17 protein-coding genes and 1 tRNA gene are annotated in these 19508 nt (G+C 67.2%); 9 read left to right on the top strand and 9 right to left on the bottom strand.

Annotation, left to right across the window (positions count from 1 at the left end; all coding sequences use genetic code 11):
* Positions 1–223 precede the first annotated feature (223 nt).
* A complete protein-coding gene (ppdK, locus tag BSQ44_RS07555) occupies positions 224–2884 on the bottom strand; it encodes a pyruvate, phosphate dikinase (protein ID WP_072602685.1) in 2661 nt (886 codons plus the stop codon).
* Between the two features lie 233 nt (positions 2885–3117).
* On the opposite strand from ppdK, the gene BSQ44_RS07550 reads away from it, so the two are divergent.
* From BSQ44_RS07550 to BSQ44_RS07535, 4 genes are all read left to right on the top strand, one after another.
* A tRNA-Gln gene (locus tag BSQ44_RS07550) sits at positions 3118–3192 on the top strand.
* 205 nt (positions 3193–3397) lie between these two features.
* Positions 3398–4483, top strand: coding sequence for an AI-2E family transporter (locus BSQ44_RS07545; protein ID WP_072602683.1), 1086 nt, complete (start codon positions 3398–3400; stop codon positions 4481–4483).
* A gap of 163 nt (positions 4484–4646) precedes the next feature.
* Positions 4647–5471 carry a universal stress protein gene (locus tag BSQ44_RS07540; protein WP_072602681.1) on the top strand — a complete coding sequence of 275 codons (825 nt, stop codon included), beginning with the start codon at positions 4647–4649 and terminating at the stop codon, positions 5469–5471.
* Between the two features lie 254 nt (positions 5472–5725).
* Positions 5726–6244: a pyridoxamine 5'-phosphate oxidase family protein gene (locus BSQ44_RS07535; RefSeq protein ID WP_083534970.1), complete on the top strand. Its 519-nt coding sequence runs from the start codon at positions 5726–5728 to the stop codon at positions 6242–6244.
* Between the two features lie 20 nt (positions 6245–6264).
* Here BSQ44_RS07535 and BSQ44_RS07530 read toward each other — a convergent pair whose 3' ends face one another.
* The 4 genes from BSQ44_RS07530 to BSQ44_RS07515 form a co-directional block, all read right to left on the bottom strand.
* Complete coding sequence (locus tag BSQ44_RS07530; protein ID WP_072602678.1) at positions 6265–7017, bottom strand: SDR family NAD(P)-dependent oxidoreductase; 753 nt, start codon at positions 7015–7017, stop codon at positions 6265–6267.
* Between the two features lie 37 nt (positions 7018–7054).
* Positions 7055–8137, bottom strand: coding sequence for an ABC transporter permease (locus BSQ44_RS07525; RefSeq protein WP_072602676.1), 1083 nt, complete (start codon positions 8135–8137; stop codon positions 7055–7057).
* Positions 8134–8946, bottom strand: coding sequence for an ABC transporter ATP-binding protein (locus BSQ44_RS07520; protein WP_072602674.1), 813 nt, complete (start codon positions 8944–8946; stop codon positions 8134–8136). Before BSQ44_RS07520 ends, BSQ44_RS07525 begins: the two co-directional genes overlap by 4 nt.
* A gap of 64 nt (positions 8947–9010) precedes the next feature.
* A complete protein-coding gene (locus BSQ44_RS07515; protein WP_072602672.1) occupies positions 9011–10057 on the bottom strand; it encodes an ABC transporter substrate-binding protein in 1047 nt (348 codons plus the stop codon).
* Between the two features lie 184 nt (positions 10058–10241).
* On the opposite strand from BSQ44_RS07515, the gene BSQ44_RS07510 reads away from it, so the two are divergent.
* The 3 genes from BSQ44_RS07510 to BSQ44_RS07500 all read left to right on the top strand — a co-directional run bounded on the left by BSQ44_RS07510 (position 10242) and on the right by BSQ44_RS07500 (position 12124).
* Complete coding sequence (locus BSQ44_RS07510) at positions 10242–11000, top strand: hypothetical protein (protein ID WP_157894540.1); 759 nt, start codon at positions 10242–10244, stop codon at positions 10998–11000.
* A gap of 83 nt (positions 11001–11083) precedes the next feature.
* Entirely contained in the window at positions 11084–11683 is a 600-nt protein-coding gene (locus tag BSQ44_RS07505) for a nuclear transport factor 2 family protein (RefSeq protein WP_072602667.1), read from the top strand.
* A gap of 114 nt (positions 11684–11797) precedes the next feature.
* Positions 11798–12124: a hypothetical protein gene (locus BSQ44_RS07500; RefSeq protein ID WP_072602665.1), complete on the top strand. Its 327-nt coding sequence runs from the start codon at positions 11798–11800 to the stop codon at positions 12122–12124.
* A gap of 73 nt (positions 12125–12197) precedes the next feature.
* Here the strand turns inward: BSQ44_RS07500 and BSQ44_RS07495 are convergent, their stop codons facing one another.
* From BSQ44_RS07495 to BSQ44_RS07480, 4 genes are all read right to left on the bottom strand, one after another.
* Positions 12198–12605, bottom strand: a complete 408-nt coding sequence (locus BSQ44_RS07495) for a hypothetical protein (RefSeq protein WP_072602663.1) — start codon at positions 12603–12605, stop codon at positions 12198–12200.
* A gap of 112 nt (positions 12606–12717) precedes the next feature.
* Positions 12718–16176, bottom strand: a complete 3459-nt coding sequence (locus BSQ44_RS07490) for a chromosome segregation SMC family protein (RefSeq protein ID WP_072602661.1) — start codon at positions 16174–16176, stop codon at positions 12718–12720.
* Positions 16177–16236: 60 nt separating this feature from the next.
* Positions 16237–16917, bottom strand: coding sequence for a DsbA family protein (locus BSQ44_RS07485; RefSeq protein ID WP_072602659.1), 681 nt, complete (start codon positions 16915–16917; stop codon positions 16237–16239).
* A gap of 163 nt (positions 16918–17080) precedes the next feature.
* Positions 17081–17578, bottom strand: a complete 498-nt coding sequence (locus tag BSQ44_RS07480) for a DUF721 domain-containing protein (RefSeq protein ID WP_072602657.1) — start codon at positions 17576–17578, stop codon at positions 17081–17083.
* Positions 17579–17659: 81 nt separating this feature from the next.
* Here BSQ44_RS07480 and mutY point away from each other — a divergent pair, with 81 nt between their 5' ends.
* Together mutY and BSQ44_RS07470 are read left to right on the top strand one after the other, a co-directional pair.
* Positions 17660–18787, top strand: coding sequence for an A/G-specific adenine glycosylase (gene mutY, locus BSQ44_RS07475; RefSeq protein ID WP_235633413.1), 1128 nt, complete (start codon positions 17660–17662; stop codon positions 18785–18787).
* Positions 18787–19413, top strand: a complete 627-nt coding sequence (locus tag BSQ44_RS07470; protein ID WP_072602653.1) for an HAD family hydrolase — start codon at positions 18787–18789, stop codon at positions 19411–19413. The genes mutY and BSQ44_RS07470 overlap by 1 nt, the downstream gene beginning before the upstream one ends.
* Positions 19414–19508: the final 95 nt, after the last annotated feature.

Raw genomic sequence — 19508 nt, 5'->3', positions numbered from 1 at the left:
GACGTTCCCCGCACTGCCACGACGCATCAGCCAGAAGGCTGGCGCGTGAGCGGCTTACTTGTGGGAGCGGAGAGGCTGAGCGAGATGCCGGCGGAGCGGCATGGCTCATCGCCGTGGAAAGAAACCATCACCGTCTCGCTTCGCGAGCCACCTCTCCCCCGTTGGGAGGGAGGAAAGGGGTGGCGGCTTCCCGACTCCCTACTCCCTACGCACAACGCACTCCCTACTTTCCCACAGCCGCCTGCGCCGCCGCCAGCCGCGCGATCGGCACCCTGAACGGCGAGCACGACACATAGTCCAGCCCAACTTCCTCGCAGAAGCGGATGGACGCCGGGTCGCCGCCGTGTTCGCCGCAGATGCCGAGCTTTATGGCGGGCCGCGTGGTGCGGCCTTTCTCGGCGGCCATGCGGACCAGTTCGCCCACGCCTTCGACATCGAGGGTGACGAAGGGATCGGCCTCGACGATGCCCTTCTGGCGGTAGGTTTCCATGAACGCGGCGGCGTCGTCCCGGCTGATGCCGAAGGTGGTCTGCGTCAGGTCGTTGGTGCCGAAGGAGAAGAACTCGGCGGCCTGCGCGATCTCGTGCGCGCGGATGGCGGCGCGCGGCAGCTCAATCATGGTGCCGACGAGATAGGCGATGGTCTCGCCCGTCTCCTCCATCACCGCCTTCGCCACGGCGTCGATGCGTGCCTTGACGAAGTCGAGCTCCTTCACGATGCCGACCAGCGGCACCATGATCTCGGGCTCCACCGGCGCGCCGGTCTTGCGGCCGGCCTCGATCGCCGCCTCGAAGATGGCGCGCGCCTGCATCTCGGCGATTTCGGGATAGGAGACGGCGAGCCGGCAGCCGCGGTGGCCGAGCATGGGGTTGGCCTCGTGCAGGGCCTCGGTACGCTGGCGCAGCTTTTCGGGCGACACGCCGATGGCCGCCGCGACCTCCGAGATCTCCTTGCCGGACTTGGGCAGAAACTCGTGCAGCGGCGGGTCGAGCAGGCGGATGGTCACCGGCAGGCCGGCCATGATCTCGAACAGCTCGGAAAAGTCCGAGCGCTGCATGGGCAGGAGTTTTGCCAGCGCGGAACGCCGGCCGCTTTCGGTGTCGGCGAGGATCATCTCGCGCATCACGTTGATGCGGTCGTCCTCGAAGAACATGTGCTCGGTGCGGCAGAGCCCGATGCCCTCCGCGCCGAAGGAGCGCGCGGTGCGGGCGTCGACCGGCGTCTCGGCATTGGTGCGCACCTTCATGCGGCGGATCTTGTCGGCCCATTCCATGATGGCGGCGAAATCGCCCGAAAGCTCGGGCTGGAGCATGGCGACCTGGCCGGCCAGCACCTGGCCGTTGGCGCCGTCGATGGTGATGACGTCGCCCCTCTTGAAGGTGCGGCCCATGGCCGTCAGCGTCTGGTTGCGGTAGTCGACGCGCAGCTGGCCGGCGCCCGACACGCAGGGCTTGCCCATGCCGCGCGCCACCACGGCGGCGTGGCTGGTCATGCCGCCGCGCGTGGTCAAAATGCCCTCGGCGGCGTGCATGCCGTGGATGTCTTCCGGGCTGGTCTCGATGCGCACCAGGATGACGCGGCGGCCGGCGGCCTTCAGCTCCTCGGCCTCGTCGGAGGAGAACACGATCTCGCCGGTGGCGGCCCCCGGAGAGGCGGGCAGTCCGATGGCGATGACGTCACGCTCGGCCTTCGGGTCGATGGTGGGGTGGAGAAGCTGGTCGAGCGAGCCGGGCTCGATGCGCGAGACGGCCTCCTCCTGGCCGATCAGCCCCTCGCCCGCCATGTCGACGGCGATCCTGAGCGCGGCCTTGGCCGTGCGCTTGCCCGAGCGGGTCTGGAGCATCCACAGCCGCCCGCGCTCGATGGTGAATTCGAGGTCCTGCATGTCGCGGTAGTGGCCCTCGAGTCGGTCGGCGATGGTGACGAAGTCGCGAAAGGCCTCCGGCATCAGCTTTTCGAGCGAGGGCTTGTCGGAGCCGGCGCCGATGCGCGCCTCCTCGGTGATGTTCTGCGGCGTGCGGATGCCGGCCACCACGTCCTCGCCCTGCGCGTTGACCAGGAACTCGCCGTAGAGCTTCTTCTCGCCGGTCGAGGGGTTGCGCGTGAAGGCGACGCCGGTGGCCGAGGTGTCGCCCATGTTGCCGAACACCATCGCCTGGACGTTGACGGCCGTGCCCCAGCTCTGGGGGATGTCGTGCAGGCGGCGGTATGTGATGGCGCGGGGGTTCATCCATGAGGAGAACACGGCGCCGATGGCGCCCCACAGCTGCTCGCGCGGGTCCTGCGGGAAGGGCTTTTCCATCTCCTCGAAGACCTTCGCCTTGTAGAGTTCGGTGACGCGGGCCCAGTCCTGCGCCGTCAGCTCGGTGTCGTACTCCGCCCCGCGCCGCGCCTTCTCCTCTTCGAGAATCTCCTCGAACATCTCGTGCTCGAGCCCCAGCACGACGTTGGAATACATCTGGATGAAGCGGCGGTAGCTGTCATAAGCAAACCGCCGGTCCCCCGCATCCCGCCCCAACGCCTCCACCGTCTCGTCGTTCAGGCCAAGATTCAGAACTGTGTCCATCATGCCAGGCATAGAAGCCCTAGCGCCGGAGCGGACGGAGACGAGGAGGAGGCGGTCGGGGTCGCCGAAGCGCTTGCCGGTCAGTTCGCCGATGCGGTCGAGGGCGGCGTCGACCTGGTCGTCGAGTTCGTCGGGGTAGGAATGGCCGCTGGCCTGGTAGTGGGTGCAGACCTCGGTGGTGATGGTGAAGCCGGGGGGGACGGGCAGGCCGAGCCCGCTCATCTCGGCGAGATTGGCCCCCTTGCCGCCGAGCAGGTTCTTGTCCCCGGCGCCACCGTCGGCCTTGCCGCCACCGAACCCATAGACCCACTTCGCCATGCCGGCTCCTCCATCGTCAGTGCCGGATGCGTGATATTGCGTTGCACGCGCAATATCCATCGCAAATGCTGTACGGGCTAAAAAACGCACGGAAACATCGCGCGTATCCGCGATGCCGTTCGGTACCTAGTTCGAGGAACATGAGCCGCCGCGAACCGTTCGAACCGGGCGACGGCATATTGCGCTCGCACGGCCATCTCCATATAAGACCGGTCTGCCCGCGGCACCGCGATTGGGGCGTAGCCAAGTGGTAAGGCAGCGGTTTTTGGTACCGCCATTCCCTGGTTCGAATCCAGGCGCCCCAGCCAGCGCATTTCATTGCGTCGCCCAGTCGGTCAGGCGGAGCCTGCCCGAGAGCGCTCGCGATCTACCGATGCGTTCGCTGCCCGTCCGGCATCTGTTCTCCCGCCTGTCGCGCCGCCGGCATGACGATCTCCTTCTCGAAACCGATTGTGTCTTCGCCGCTGCTGCCTGTACTGATGCACGACCGGCTCAGGCATACGGATACCCACGATGCGCACGATCGAGGACCAGGCGTTCCTCTGGCTTCTGCTGCTCACCTCCATCGCGTTCGGTATCATCGTGTGGCCCTATTTCGGCGCCGTGCTGTGGGGGGTGATCGCGGCGATCCTCTTCCTGCCGGTTCAGCGTCGGCTGACGCGGGCAATGGGCGGCCGGGCCGGGCTTGCCGCGATCGTCACCGTGGTGCTGACCGTGCTCCTGGTCATCGTGCCGTTGATGCTGATCGCCTCTTCGCTGGTGCTCGAGGCCACGACACTTTACGAAAACATCCAGTCCGGTCAGGTCGATCTTGGGCAGATCCTCAAGAGCGTCTTCGACGGCATCCCGGCCTGGATGAAGGAGCCGCTCGCCGCGCTCGACCTGACCAGCCTAGACGCCATCCGCGACCGGCTGTCCGAGACGTTCACGCAGTTCCTGCAGGTGCTCGTGTCGCGAGCGCTCATCGTGGGGCAGAGCACGCTGGAATTCTTCGTCGGCATCGGGGTCATGCTCTATCTCCTGTTCTTCCTGCTCAGGGACGGCGCGGGGCTGACCCGTCGCATCAAGCGCGCGATACCGCTGCGACCGCGCCAGCGCGACGCGCTGCTCGAAAAATTTGCCGTGGTGGTACGCGCGACGGTCCGGGGTTCGCTGCTGGTCGCGGCAGCGCAAGGCGCACTTGGCGGGCTGATCTTCTGGCTGCTCGGCATCCACGCGCCGGTGCTCTGGGGGGTGCTGATGGCGTTCCTCGCGCTTTTACCGCTGGTGGGCTCGGGGCTCGTGTGGGCGCCGGTGGCGATCTACCTGCTGGTCTCGGGATCGGTCCTTAAGGGCCTCATTCTGATCGCCTTCGGCATGCTGGTGATCGGGCTCGTGGACAACCTGCTCAGGCCCTACCTGGTGGGCAAGTCGACGCGTATCCCCGACTACGTCGTGCTGATCTCCACCCTCGGCGGCATATCCGTGTTCGGCCTCAACGGGTTCGTTATCGGGCCGATGATCGCCGCGATGTTCATCGCGGTATGGGACATCTTCGTCGCGACGCGCGAAAGCCTGGAGCCGGACGCGCCACGTCCGGCAACGTCCGTCGACGCCTAGCGCGGCGCGCGGACAGACGGCGACAGCCGGGTCTTACGACGAAGGGTTCGACACCCTCGGCCACCTCCCTGCCGGATCTGGGCACACCCCGGTTTGATGCGCATCAATGCCGCCGTCTCCCTGCCATGGTCGGATGGATCAAATTCCGCAGGAGATTGCCGCCATGAACTACCGCACCGTGATGGTCCAGCTCGGTCTCGACGAAGCGCCGGAACCGCGCACACGGTTCGCACTCGACGTCGCGACGCGCTTCGAGGCGGATCTGGTGGGATTTTGCGCGGCCGAGCCGCACGCGTCGATCGCGCCGATGGACGGTGCGATCGTCAGTGCCGAACTGATCCGGCGCGAGGGCGAGGAGATCGAGACGAGGCTGGGCGAGATCGAGAAGGCCTTCGAACGCGTCGCGGGCGGCGGCGCGAGCGCGTCGTTCCGCTGCATGGTCGGCGATCCGACGCGGCTCTTCGCGGAGCATGGGCGGGCAGCGGACCTTCTGGTGACCGGCATCCCGAAGAAGGGTGCGCGCGACACCGCCCATACCGTCGATCTTGGGGCGCTGATCCTGGCGGCGGGGCGCCCGGTGCTCGTCGCCTCGGGGGCCGAGCAGCTCCTCAAGGCCGAACGCGTGCTGGTGGCCTGGAAAGATACGCGCGAGGCGCGCCGGGCGGTCGCGGACGCCATGCCGTTCCTGGCGCGCGCCGGGGACGTGCTGATCGCCACCGTCGACGAGAACGAACGGGCCCGCTCGAAGGAAAGCCTGGCCGACGTCGTGCGCTTCCTGAAGAAGCACGGCGTGGCGGCTCGCTCGGAGTGTCTGCTTCCGGCCGACGAGGAGTTTGGCGATACGCTGTCGACGACGGCCTTCGAAATCGGCGCCGACCTGATCGTGTCGGGCGGCTATGGCCACAGCCGGCTGCGCGAATGGGCTTTCGGCGGCGTCACCCGCCGGCTGCTCGATGCAAGTTCGGTGAACCGGCTCCTGTCCAACTGAGTTGCGTCGCATCCTCCCGAGCGGCGCGGCGTCTCGGGCAACACCCTGAGGCCCCCTTGCGGCCGGACCTTCGCGTCCGGCCGCTTTTTTCGTCATGCGCCAGCCGCGATCCATTGATCTTCGTCAAGGTGGAAGTGCCGTCTACAGCCAGAATGAAGGCTCCGGAGAACGTCGCGGAGCAGGGCTCCGCGAGAACCACATCGGGCGCCTGGCGATCGGGCGCACCGTTTCCGGCAACCTTTATGGAGATTGCCATGAAACATGACCTGCAGCGGACTGCCCTCGACATCCTTTCATCGTGCGTCGACATGAGTGTCGCGACGGTGCGGCCGGACGGCGCACCGCAGGCGACCGTCGTGTCCTTCGCGCATGACGGCCTGCTGATCTATTTCGGCTGCGGCGCCGATTCCCAGAAGGCGAAGAACATCGCGCGCGAGCCGCGCATCTCAGTCACCATGACGGCGCCCTACGACGACTGGATGAAGATCCGGGGCCTGTCGATCGCGGCGATCGCCGAGGAGGTCACCGCGCCCGGCGAACTGGAACAGGTCTGGACGCTGATGACCGAACGCTTTCCGCAGATCGCCTCGGTGGAGCCGGTTGAGCCGGGTGCGGTCAAGGTCATGCGGGTCAGGCCGACGATGATCTCGATCCTCGATTATTCGAAGGGCTTCGGACACACCGACCTCGTCTCGATCGAGGCGGGCGACATCGCCGAGACGCTCGACAGCCTGCGCCACCACTGGCTGATCCCGCTGGGCGAAGCCGCCTGAGCGGAACGGGCCGGACCGCGTCAGCCTTGCGGGGTGGGAGCGAGCTGTGAGCCGCCGCAGACGTGGATGACGTCGCCGGTGACGAAGGAGGCGCGGTCGGATGCCAGGAACGCGATGGCGCCGGCCACGTCCCGAGGCGTGCCTAGCCGCCCCAGCGGCGTGACCGCGCGAAATGCGTCGGCGGTCGCTTCGAGCTTTTCAGCGCTGCCGATGTTGAACGGCGTCTTGAGATAGCTCGGCGCCACGGCGTTGACGCGGATGTTGTCCCGACCGAGCTGGACCGCCAGCGTGCGGGTGAGCCCGATGAGCCCCGTCTTGCTCGACGCGTATCCGATGCCGGTGCCGCTCAGGTAGACGCGCGAGGCGACGTTGACGATGCTGCCGCCGCCGGCGGCGCGCATCAAGGGCAGTGCCGCCTGGACGAGCAGCATGGGGGCGGTGAGGTTGAGCGCCAGCACCGCGTTCCAGACGTCGAGATCGACCTCGCCGATTCGCGGCGCACCGGAGCGGCCGGCATTGTTGACGAGGCAGTCGAGCCGGCCGAAACGTTTGGCGAACTTTTCCACCAGCGGCGCGGCGAAGGCCGGATCGGACAGATCGGCGGGGATAGCGAGCGTCTCGACGCCCTGGTCGCGAGAAATCTCCGCACAGACGGACGTCGCGGCCTCGCCGTCGAGATCGGCGATGGCGACGGCGAAGCCGTCTTCGGCCAGCATCCGCGCGGTGGCGGCGCCGACCGCGCCTGCGCCTCCGGTGACGAGCGCGACCTTCATGAGCGATCCTTCGAGACGACGGCGGGAAGCTGCGGCATCAACGCTGCCATGGCATCAGCCTCCGCTGCAGCCATTGCAAGAGATAGGTGAGAAGCACGCCGAGCATCATGACGACCAGCAGGCCGGCATACATCTTCTCCGGGTTCAGCACTTCCCAGTAATAGAAGGTGATGTAGCCGACGCCTTGCCTGGCACGCAGGAACTCGACCGAGATGATGACGATCATGGCCGTGCCGAGCGCGATCCGGAGGCCCGCGAAGATGACCGGCATGGCACCGGGCAGGATGACATGGCGCATCATCTGCCAGCCATTGGCGCCGTAGTTGCGGCCGGCCATAAGGTAGACCCGGTCGATGCCTCGCACGCCGGCCATGGTGTTGATGGTCATGAGGATGAAGACGGCCAGCGCCACGACAAGGATCTTCGGCCCTTCGCCGAAGGGATCGGCGAAGATGAGCATGACTATAGGGAAGATGGCTATTTTTGGCAGCACGTAGATGGCCGAGAGCGTGGTGTCGAGCATCAGGCGCACGGTCTGGTTCACGCCCATCACCACGCCGAGCAGGATGCCGGGGATGGAGCCGAGCACGAAGCCGATCAGGACACGGCTGATCGTTGCCAGCACATGGCTTTCCGACAGGAGGGTCCACACGCCGGCGAGGCCGTCGCGGCCGAAATATTCGGGAATCAGCCATGGCCGGCCGATCAGGCTGGTCTGGGAGAACTTATCGTAGCGCACCGTCATGTCCCAGAGGCCGGCGAGGATGCGGGTCGGCGGCGGGAACCAGGTGGGATTGATGAGGCCCGTCTGCGCCGAGAACTGCCAAAGCAGGAGCACCAGCGCAGGGAAGCCGAAGGCAAGCGCGCGCTCGTAGGCCGCGCGTCTCCGCAGAGGCACCATGCGACCGAGGCGCTCGCAGATCATCACCAGGAGCACGAAGCTCGCAACGATGGCGAACCAGGCGAACGGAACCCAGAGGCCTGCGAGCGCCAGCACGGCATTGAGCGCCACGATGCCGGCGGCGAGAACGAGGATCGCGCGGCGATCGGCGGTATGCTTGGCGGCGCGAGCGGCGGGTTCGGCCGAAACGGGAACGGGCTTGACGGCGACGTCGCTCATTGCTGCAGCTCCATGGCGCGGGTGACCTCGCTCGACAGCCGCTCCCAGATGCCGGCCCGATACTCGGCGAAGCGCGGCGTGTTCATGGCGTCGATGCTGCGCGGGCGGGCAAGGTCGATGTCGAAGGTCGCCAGCCGGCGCCCCGGCTGGGCGCTCATCAGGATGACCCGGTCGCCGAGCAGCACCGCCTCGTCGAGGCTATGGGTAATGTAGACGACCGTCTTGCGGGTCTCTTCCCAGATGCGCAGCAGTTCCTCCTGCAGGACCACTCGCGTCTGCGCGTCGAGCGCGCCGAGCGGTTCGTCCATCAGGAGGACTTCGGGGTCGTTGGCGAGCGCCCGGATGATCGAAACGCGCTGCTTCATGCCGCCCGAAATCTGGTGCGGGTAGTAGTCGGCGAATTTGCCGAGGCCGACACGGTCCAGCCAGTAGCGCGCCGTCTCATTGCGTTCCTTCCGGCCGATGCCGCGCATCTGGAGCCCGAAGGCAACGTTGTCGATGACGCTTTTCCACGGGAAGATCGCGTACTCCTGGAAAACGACGCTGTTGAGCGGTTTTCCGGGTTCGGCGCCGGGGCGGATCTCGATCGTTCCGGATGAGATCTCCTCCAGCCCGGCCAGCATACGCAGGAAGGTGGATTTGCCGCAGCCGGAGGGGCCGACGATGCAGACGAACTCGCCGTCCGCGACCTCGAGGCTGAAATCCTCGAGCGCCACGATGGAGCCGTCGAGCGTCGGATAGGTCTTGGTCACGTTGCGCGCCGAAATCTTGGCGGCGCCGGCGCGGCCGTCGCGGTCATGGTCGGTCATGCGGGGTTCCGGATGAGCCGACGCGGGCGGAAGGACTCCGCCCGCATCGGAAACGTCATCGGCATCACATCCTGCCGAGCGTCTCGATAGCCTTCCTGGTGAAGGTCTCGTCGACCGCCTTCGACAGGTCGAGCGGCTCCTCGTACTCGGTACGGCCGTTCTCGCGATGCACGCGCTCGACGTCGGCCAGGCCCTCGACGGGGATGGCGACGTTGGGATCGTATATCACGGGGTTGCCCTGGCGGATCGCCTCCTCGGTGGATGCGGTGTTGGCGAGATAGGCCTCGATGTTCTCAGACGCGAGATAATCGTCGCCCTGCATCATCCGTGCCGCCTCGGCGAGCGCCAGCACGAAGCGTTCGGCGGCTTCCGGCCGCTCCTTGATGAATTTTCCGGACGCCACGAAGGCGACGGTCATCAGGCCCGGGGTAAAGTCCTGCGCCAGCACCTCGGCGGTGCCCGACGAAATCGCCTGGTCGGAGAAGGGCGAGCTGAGCAGCGCCGCGTCAACCGACTTCGCCTCCAGCGCAGCCGGCATGTCGGCATTGCCGATGTTCATGAGTTCGACGTCGCGGATGGTGAGGTCGGCCTGTTCGAGCGCCTTGCTGACGAAGAACTCGCCGCCGCTGCCCGGACCGCCCGCAGCCCCGATGCGCTTGCCCTTGAGGTCGGCGATCGATCCGATGGCGCCCGAGTCGGCCAGGTCCTTGCGCACCAGGAGCTTGGTCGGGCCGTTCTCCATCGGGTCGAGCGCGCCGGGCGCGATGATGCGGATGTCGAGGCCCCGGTCCCAGGCCGACCAGAGCGAGGAGACGATCGCGATGCCGCCCACATCGACATTGCCCTGGTCGAGGAAGGCGATGGCCTCCGTGCCGGATTTCACCCGCTCGAACTCGACGTCGAGCCCGTATTTGTCGAAGATGCCGCGCTGCTTGGCCACGTAGGCCGTGGCGAACTTCATGATCGGCACGTAGGCGACCTTCACGGTCTGCGGCGGATCGAGCGGCGCGACGTTCGCGGCAAGGCTCGTGTCCGCGGCGAAGGTGCCGCCCACAAAGAGCATCGTGGCGGCGGCCCAGGCGCCGAAGCGCCTTCTCGTAAGATTCAGCATGGTCTTCCTCCCTTTCGTCGATCGTCCTGCGCTGATACCGGCAACGGGTACGGTTTGCGCTTTCGCTGTTTCCTCGTCCGGCCGGCGCCAACGCCTGAGCTGTGTGGCGCGCGGAACGGGGACCGGAACACTAGGGGGCGGGGAAAGCTTGATCAAACGCTTTTGCGACCGCTAATGGCACAGCATGCGCAATTCGACGGTCCACACAGGACAAGGGAGCCGGACGATCGATCTTTCAGGCAAGGCAATGCTGGCGCTATGGAACGGCGTCGACCCCGCGGTGCGGCGCGAATACGACGCCTGGCACAGCCGCGAACACGTGCCCGAGCGAATCTCGGTGCCGGGGATGATCGGGGCGCGGCGCTACGGCCGCGTCGGGGGTCCGCTTCCAGACTATCTGACGCTCTATGACCTAGCGGACACCGGGGTGCTGGAGAGCGCGCCCTACCGGAAGCTCCTCGACAATCCGACGGACTGGTCGCGGAGCATGCGGCCGAATTTCCGCGGCTTCATGCGGCTTTGCGGCCGGCGTATCGGCTCGCATGGCGGCGGCCTCGGCGGGGCGCTCGCCACGGTGGTAGTGGACGACACGGTCGATCTCCGGGGAGACCGGCTGCACGGCGCGCTGGCGAAGCTGTTGTCGCGGACACCGTTCATCGCCGCGCACGTGATCGAACGGGATGCCGGCGTCCCGGAGGTGCCGTTTTCGATCGGCGGCGCAGCGCCGGACTTTCCGCGCGAAGGGGCGATCCTGGTCGAGAGCTACGGCGAGACGACACAGCACGAGGCCATGGACGGACTCTTCGCGGCGCTGAGGGACGGCGGCGTGCCGTCGCCCGAAAAGACGCTCACAATCTACCGCCTCGCGCATGCGTTGGACGCCGCGGCGCTCGACCGGATGGTGATGCTGCATCGGGAGGATTTTCTCCAATCGGGCGAATAGGCGCGCGGCTCCGCCGCCTTTACGCGGTAGCGCCGGGTACCTAGAAGGGGCGTCACCAACGATCGAAATCGCGAGACCGCCCGATGAACGACGTCCTGATCGACCGCCTCGCCATCCGGGATCTGGTGGAGAACTGGGCGGTTTGGCGCGACGCCGGCGACTGGGAGCGCTTCCGCGGCGTGTGGCACGACGACGGACGCATGATGGCGACCTGGTTCCAGGGCACGGCCGACCAGTTCATCGCCGTTAGCCGCAAGGGCTTCGAGAACGGCGTGCGTATCCTGCACTTTCTCGGCGGCACCTCGATCGACCTCTCCGGGGTACGCGCGATCGCCCAGACCAAGATGACGATCAGCCAGCGTGCGGCGGTGGAAGGCGTGGAGTGCGACGTGGTGTGCACCGGCCGCTTCTACGATTTCCTGGAAAAGCGCGACGGCCGCTGGGGCGTGGTGCTGCGCCAGCCGATCTACGAGAAGGACCGGCTCGACCCGATCGACCCGACCAAGGCCCCGAAGCTCGACCCCGAGCTTCTGGCCCGGTTTCCGGAAGGCTATCGCCATCTGGCTTACCTCCAGACCGGCATCGGCTACGAGGTCAAGCGCGACATGCCGGGTCTTACCGGTACGGAGGTCGAAAAGCTGTACGAACGCGGACGGCGGTGGCTGGCCGGGGGCGACCTCTAGACGGGATCTGCCGGTCCACGAAGGCGCGGTAGCGCGAAATTGGTCGTTCTTTCGGCGGAATTTACTGGATAGTCTTCGAAACGCCGCCGCTTTGGTCGCCCGTCGGAGAAGCCCATGAAGTTCGCGCTGGTCCTCGCCGTGCCGCTGTTTGCCCTGTGCGGATGCATGTCGTCGGCGCTGGACGACGAGATCGTCTCGTCGATGCATTACGACTCCATCGCCTGTCCGGACCTCATCGCGCAACGAAATTCGCTCGCTGCGCGCTACGCGATCACCGCGAGCGGGCCAGCGCTCGTCCCCGGCGAGAGGCCGAAGTATCTGGAGCCCGGGGTCGGCATGATCGTGCCGGACTATCGCAGCGCCAGCGACAAGGAACGCGGTAAGGCGATCGGCGAGGTCGCGGCGATGGACCGCTCGATCGCCAGGCGGAAGTGCGGATAAGGTTCGAGAGTCGAAGAATGGTGCCGGAGGCCCACCTCCGCGCCACATCTGACGGGTATGCGATCCGGACCTTTCAACCGGACTTTCCGGGCATCGCGGCGATCGTCTTGCGCAAACGGCCCGCCGCCAGCCCCACCGCAGGTTCCTTCTGCACCGCCATCAGGTAGCGGAGCCTGAAGCCGGCCGGCGGGTTGGGGCCTTCGCCCAGAAAACCGGCAGCCTCGTCGCGGATCGTCGTCAGCCGGCCGGGTTCGTCGACATCCCCGTCGACTACACTCTGGTCGATGCCGGCGATCAGCTCCGACAGGGGCTTCATCCAGGCGAATCGCGGGTCGCCGATCAGCGCGAACAGCATCGTGTAGGGATTGTCGAGCGTGGGATCGTCGCCGATCTCTGCACGAATCAGCGCCCGGTGCAGTTCCTGCAGGGCCGAGGAAAGTGCCGCGGCGTGCTCCGCGCTTGGGTTCGTCTGTGTCGCCATGGTATTTCCTCGATGCGAGCCATGCGGCCGTGCGCAAGACCATGGCTTCAATCAAGTTGATTCGACCGCGCGTCAGGAGCGCGTCGGAGAATGTCTGGCCGTCTCCCGCCAGTCATCCCGCTTCACGGATTCGTTCGGCGGTCTGGAGGTCGACCGAGACCAGCTGGCTGACGCCCTGCTCGGCCATGGTGACGCCGAAGAGGCGGTTCATGCGCGCCATGGTGATGGGATTGTGGGTGATGATGACGAAGCGCGTCTGGGTGGTGCGCGCCATTTCGTCCATCAGGTTGCAGAAGCGCTCGACATTGTGGTCGTCGAGCGGGGCGTCGACCTCGTCGAGCACGCAGATCGGCGCGGGATTGGTGAGGAAGACGGCGAAGATCAGCGCCATCGCCGTCAGCGCCTGCTCGCCACCCGAAAGCAACGTCATGGTCTGCGGCTTCTTGCCGGGCGGGCGGGCGACAATCTCCAAACCGGCTTCCAGCGGATCCTCCGATTCGATCAGCTGGAGTTCCGCCGTGCCGCCGCCGAAAAGGTGGGTGAACAGCCGCTGGAATTGGGCGTTGACCTGGTCGAAGGCGGCGAGCAGCCGGTCGCGGCCCTCCTTGTTCAAGCTCTGGATCGCCTGGCGCAGCTTCTTGATCGCTTCTACGATGTCCTCGCGCTCCGAGACGATCAGTTCCAGGCGGTCGGACAGTTCCCGCTGCTCATCCTCCGCCCGCAGGTTGACGGCACCGAGCCGCTCGCGCTCGATCTTGAGCCGATCGACCTTGCGCTCGACCTCTACCATGTCGGGGAGCGGATCACCGGGGGCGAGGCCGGTCTGGCGGATCACCAGGTGCGGCTGGACGCCCAGAGCCTCCTGGATACGCGCCTCGGCGTCCCGGCTGCGTTCGTCGGCTGCGGTAAGGCGTTCTTCGGCGCGGGCGCGCGCCTCGCGCGATTCGGCCAGCCCCTGGATCGCCGCGTTGGCGGCCTTGTCGAGCGCGGCTTGCCGCGTCTCGGCTTCCGCCAGCCGGTCGGCGGCCTCGCGGCGCTTGCGTTCGGTTTCCGATAGCTGTGACATGAGGGCGCGGCGGCGCTGGTCGAGGTCGTCCGGAGCGTCGGCCATGGCCTCGCGCTCGGCCGCCGCCTCGGTGCGGCGCTCGCCGAGCGCGGCGATCTGGCGGTCGGCATTCTCCGCGCGCGATATCCAGGTGGCGCGGTCCTTTGCGATCGTTTCCAGTCGGCGCTCACGGGCCTCGGCCTCGCGCTTCAGCCCATCGTTGGCCGCCCGCGCTTCGGCAACCGCGCTGCGATCCTGCGCCACGATTGCGGTCTGTCGCTCGAAGGCGGACTGGAGGTCGCGAGGATCGGGCGCACCAGACAGCGCCGCCTCCGCCTCTCCGAGCAGTCGCGACTCTTCGTTGCGGCTTTCCTCGATGCGCGCCAGTGCTTCCTGCAAGGCGGCCCGGCGGGTCGCGAGCTCCCCGGCGGAACGCTCCGCCTTGGCGAGTTCGTCGCGGGCCGCGCCGAGCGCGCGCTGGCCGGCACGCCAGGCCTCTCTCGCCGCCTTCTCGGCGTCGACCAGCGAACGTACGGCGGCTTCCGCTTCGGCGAGCACGGCTTCCGCCTCCCGCACCTTGGCGCCGGCCGCTGATGCCTCCTGGTCGAGCTCGGCCAGCCGGTTCTTCTGCGCCAGCCGCTGCGCGGCGGCGGTCGGCGCGTCGGCACCGGCGACGAACCCGTCCCAGCGCCAGACGGCACCCTCGCGGCTGACGAGGCGCTGGCCGGGCGCGAGCATCGCCTGGAGACGAGAACCGTCGTCCTTGTCGACGATGCCGATCTGCGCCAGGCGACGGGCGAGCTGGCCCGGCGCGCGCACCTTGTCGGCCAGCGGCGAAACGCCCTCGGGAAGTCGCGGGTCACCGTCAGTGACGTCGATCCCCCCCCAATGCGCGGGCGCCGCCCGGTCGAGCGGTGCGTCGAGGTCCTCGCCGAGGGCGGCACCCATCGCGGTCTCGTATCCGCGATCCACCTTTATCTGCTCCAGCACCGCCGGGAAGAGATCGGAGGAGCCGGCATTCAGGATCTTTGCCAGCGTGCGCGCCTCGGTCTCGATGCGCTGCAACGCGGCCCGCGTTTCCTGCACCAGCGGCCGCAGCGATCCTTCCTTCGAGCGCGCCTCGCTCACCCGCCGTTCGGAGGCGACCGCAGCCGCCTCGGCTTCCGTGACTGCCACTTCTGCCTGTTCGACGAGGCGCTTCTTCTCGGCCGGGTCCGGCAGCGCGGAAAGCCGCGCGGCGATCGTCTCCATTTCGGCCCTGGCCTCGCCAAGCTGTCGGTCGAGGCGCGTCCTGCGCTCGGAATGCTCGCGCACGGCGCGCTCGAACTGGGTGCGCGCGGCATTGGCCTCGGCGCGTTCCGCCGTGACCTTCGCAAGCGCGGCTTCGCTGGCGGCGAGGCGCTGCGTCGCCTCCTCCAGCGCGAGACGCGCGGAGGCCTCGCGATCGGTGGAGCCGGCCTGCTCGCTCTTCAGGACCGCCTCTTCCTCGCTAAGCCGCGCCAGCGTCTCGGCATTGTCGCGCACCATGCGCTCCTCGCGCGCCATGTCGGCGTCAAGCTGGGCAATGCGCTTGTCGAGCTCGGCGGTGCGGGCGCGCAGGCGCTCGGCCTCCTCCTCGATCTGGGTACGGGCGATGGTCAAGCGCTGGAGCGCGGCGGCCGCGGCAGCCTCGGCATCGCGCAGTTCGGGCAGTTTCATGGCGCCGACGGCCTGATCCTTGGCGGTGTTCATCTGCGCCTGCGCACGTTCGCCGACGAGCGAAGTCGCGGCCGAGAGCGCCGACTGCGCCTCGGCTTCCTGCGCTTTGGCCTGCGACCAGCGCAGGTGGAGCAGGATCGCCTCGGCCTGGCGGATTTCGGACGACAGATTCTTGAAGCGGGAGGCCTGCCGCGCCTGGCGCTTCAGGCTTTCGATCTGGGCCTCGAGTTCGCGGGTGACGTCATCGAGCCGTTCGAGGTTTTGCTCCGCTGCTCGCAGGCGAAGCTCCGCCTCGTGCCGGCGCGAGTGGAGACCGGAGATACCGGCCGCCTCTTCGAGCAGCGCCCGGCGCGCCTGGGGCTTGGCCTGGATCAGTTCGCCAATGCGGCCCTGCCCGACCATCGAAGGCGAACGCGCGCCGGTCGACTGGTCGGCGAAGAGCAACTGTACGTCCTTGGCACGTGCTTCCTTGCCGTTGATGCGGTACACGGAGCCAGCCTCGCGCTCGATGCGGCGCGAAACCTGCAACTCGTCGGCGTCGTTCCAGGCGGGTGGCGCCTTGCGCTCGGCATTGTCGAGAAAGAGCGTGACCTCGGCCGTGTTGCGTGCCGGCCGTGTGCCCGAGCCGGAGAAAATGACGTCGTCCATGCCGGACGCGCGCATGTTCTTGTAAGAATTCTCGCCCATGACCCAGCGCAGGGCCTCGACAAGATTGGACTTGCCGCAGCCATTGGGGCCGACCACGCCGGTCAGCCCGCCTTCAATCATGAAGTCGGCGGGCTCGACGAAGGATTTGAAACCGAGGAGACGGAGGCGGGAAAAGTGCATCAGGCCGGCCCGCCGCGCAATGCGGGCGCGGTCTTGCCCCGCCCGCCCGTCAGGGCGACGTCAGAGCAGCGGATCGATGATCGCCGACATCTGGTCAATCGTGAGCGCCCCCGGATACCGCTTGCCGTCGATGAAGAATGTCGGTGTCGAATCCACGCCCAGTTCCACGCCATGGTCCTTCACCGACCTGACATCCTCCAGAAGCTGCTGGTTCGTCAAGCAAGCCTCGAAGGACTCCTGTGAAAAACCGGCCAGGCGCGAGATCTGCAGGAGCGCGGTGCGAGCATCCTTGACCGGCGCCCACGCATCCTGCTGGGCGAACAGCACGTCGACCATCGGGAAATACTTGTCGTCGGCGCAGCGCGCCAGCATGAAGCCTGCCTCGGCGCGCGGGTCGAAGGGAAATTCGCGCAGGATCAGCTTCACCTTGCCAGTGTCGATGTACTTCTCCTTCAGCGCCGGAAGCGTCGCCTCGTGGAAATGGGCGCAATGCGGGCAAGTCATCGATGCGTATTCGACGATGGTGACCGGCGCGTCTTGCTGGCCCATCACCTTGTCGGGCAGCGCGCCGGGCTTCATCAGATCCGACATGTCGACGGTGCCGGCCGGTTTGGGAGCAGTTCCGGTGGGCGACTGCGCCTGCGCTTCACCCACCGAATCGCTGCACGAAGCGATCAGCGGAAGAGCCGAGAACATTGCCAGCGCACCGACCACCTGACGACGCGAAATCGAACGTACCATTTGCGAATCACCCGACCATTGTTGCGATTGTGCGGCTTCTTGCATTCAATAAGCCATAGTTGGGCGGTATTTAAGGCAAGCGGGCGCCGGTTCCCAGCACGAATCCGCGTGCCGGGCTTCACGATGGCGCTATGACGCCCCCGGCGATCCGGAATCTCGGAGTTTACTTGCGGGAGCCGAGCACCGAACGCCCAAGCCGCTCCAGCGATGCGCGCAGGCTTTCGTCCTCGATGCCGCCGACGGATCGCGCAAGCCGCGATGCCTCCTCTCGGTCGAGTTCGCGCAACTTTGCGGGCTCGGGCCCGCGATGGGCGAGCACCGGCTTCTGCACGATTTTGATACGTCCGATCGCCGCGAAGCCGAGAAAGGCGTTGACGCGGCCGATGATCTCGCCGGTCTCGTGCTGGAGATGCAGGGCCGCCGCGCCCTCGCAGGCGATGACCAGCGTGGCCGGTTCGAAAGGGTCTTCCTCGTGCAGCCGCCGCGGCCATACGATCTTTTCCGGTCGGCTCGACCGCGCGAGCTTCGCCCCGGCTATTTCGTCCCAGGACTGGACGAGGCCGATCGAGACGCCGGCGCGCTTGCGCAGGACCGGGTCGATGATGTCGCTCGCCAGATCGCTGACGGGCACGGGCTGGTTGCTGCGGGGTCTGGCCGCCATGATGCTGTTCCTGACCGGCGGCGGGTCTGCTATGCCGCGACCGATCCTGATGCCGCTGGAGCGCGACCCTACCGCATGTCTATGGCGAAGTTAAATCCAAAGGGTGCATCCGCCGATGCGCGCGCCACCGGGGCGCAGTTGCTTGCCTGGTACGACCGGCACCACCGCAGCCTGCCCTGGCGCCTGCCGCCGGCCCGCATCGCCGCAGGCGAGCGGCCCGACCCCTACCGCGTCTGGCTGTCCGAAATCATGCTCCAGCAGACGACCGTGCAGGCGGTGAAGCCCTATTTCGAGACCTTCACCAGCCGCTGGCCGAGCGTGCGGGCGCTGGCCGGCGCGCCCGGCGACGACATCATGAAGGTATGGGCCGGGCTCGGCTACTACTCGCGGGCACGGAACCTCAAGAAATGCGCCGAGGCGGTGGTGGAGCGGTTCGGCGGAGAATTTCCGGCGGATCTCGACCTTTTGAAATCGCTGCCCGGCATCGGCGACTACACCGCGGCGGCGATTGCCGCGATCGCCTTCGATCGTCCGGTCGCGGTGGTCGACGGCAATGTCGAGCGGGTCGCGACGCGGTTGCGCTCGATCGCCACACCGCTTCCGGCGGCCAAGCCGCAGATCCGCGCCTTCGTGCAGTCCATCCTGCCGGCCGCACGCCCCGGCGATTTCGCGCAGGCGACGATGGATCTCGGCGCCACGATCTGCACGCCCAGGCGACCGGCCTGCGCGTTGTGTCCGGTGAATGGGGACTGCCTCGCCTTTCTCGGGGACGAGCCGGAGCGCTTTCCGGTGAAGGCGCCGAAGGCGGAGAAGCCCAAGCGGCTCGGCGCCGCCTTCGTCGCGCAGCGAAACGACGGCGCGATCCTCCTGCGCAAGCGGCCCGAGACCGGCCTGCTAGGCGGCATGAGCGAGCCGCCGACTTCGGGCTGGACCTCGCGGCAGGACGGGGAGCCGGGGCTGGAGGCCGCGCCGTTCGAGGCCGAATGGGAGCCGGCGGGAATGGTCGGCCACGTTTTCACGCATTTCGAGCTTCGTCTTTCGGTCTACCGGGCGAACATCGACCGCGCTGCGCCGGACGGCTGCTGGTGGTCGGCCGCCGCCGATATCCACAGCGAGGCCCTGCCAACCGTCATGAAAAAGGCGATCGAAGCTGCGATACCGGGCGCGACGCTGAAGCCGGTCCAGAACCGCCAGCAACGGAGAAACTGATGCCGGAGATCCGCCATATCGTGTTCGACATCGGCCGGGTGCTGATCCACTACGATCCGAACCTGCCGTTCAGCCGCGTTATCCCCGACGAGGCGAAGAGGGAGTGGTTCTTCGCCAACGTCTGCACGTCGGACTGGAACCTTGAGCAGGACCGCGGCCGCAGTTGGGAGGAGGCCGAGGCGCTGTTGATCGCGCAGCATCCGGACGAAGAGGAGAACATCCGTGCCTTCCGGCGCTTCTGGCACGAGATGGTGCCGCACGCCTATGACGGGTCGGTGGAGATCATGCTGGGCCTGATCGAGGCCGGCCGCGACGTGACCATGCTGACCAACTTCGCCACCGACACCTTTGCGGAGGCGCAGGCGCGGTTTCCCTTCCTGACGCGGCCGCGCGGCGTGACGGTCTCGGGCGAGGTGAAGCTGATCAAGCCTGACCGGGCGATCTACGACCTTCACGCCGAGAGTTTCGGGCTCGACCCGGCGGGGTCGCTGTTCATCGACGACAGCCCGAAGAACGTCGAGGGCGCCAAGGCGGCCGGCTGGCAGGCGGTGCTGTTCACCGATCCCGACACGCTGAGGCGCGATCTCGGGCGGGCCGGCGTATGGCCGGTCGCCGCGCGAAATTGATTTCGCTCGGATCGCGTATCGTCTCGTTTATCGCATCACCGGAGCCGGCGACCACGAGGCGATCGCGATCGTCAGTTGCCGCTTCCACTACAAAG

The sequence above is a fragment of the Aquibium oceanicum genome (genome assembly GCF_001889605.1).
GTDB classification, from domain to species: domain Bacteria; phylum Pseudomonadota; class Alphaproteobacteria; order Rhizobiales; family Rhizobiaceae; genus Aquibium; species Aquibium oceanicum.
This window is presented reverse-complemented; position numbering and strand designations above follow the sequence as displayed.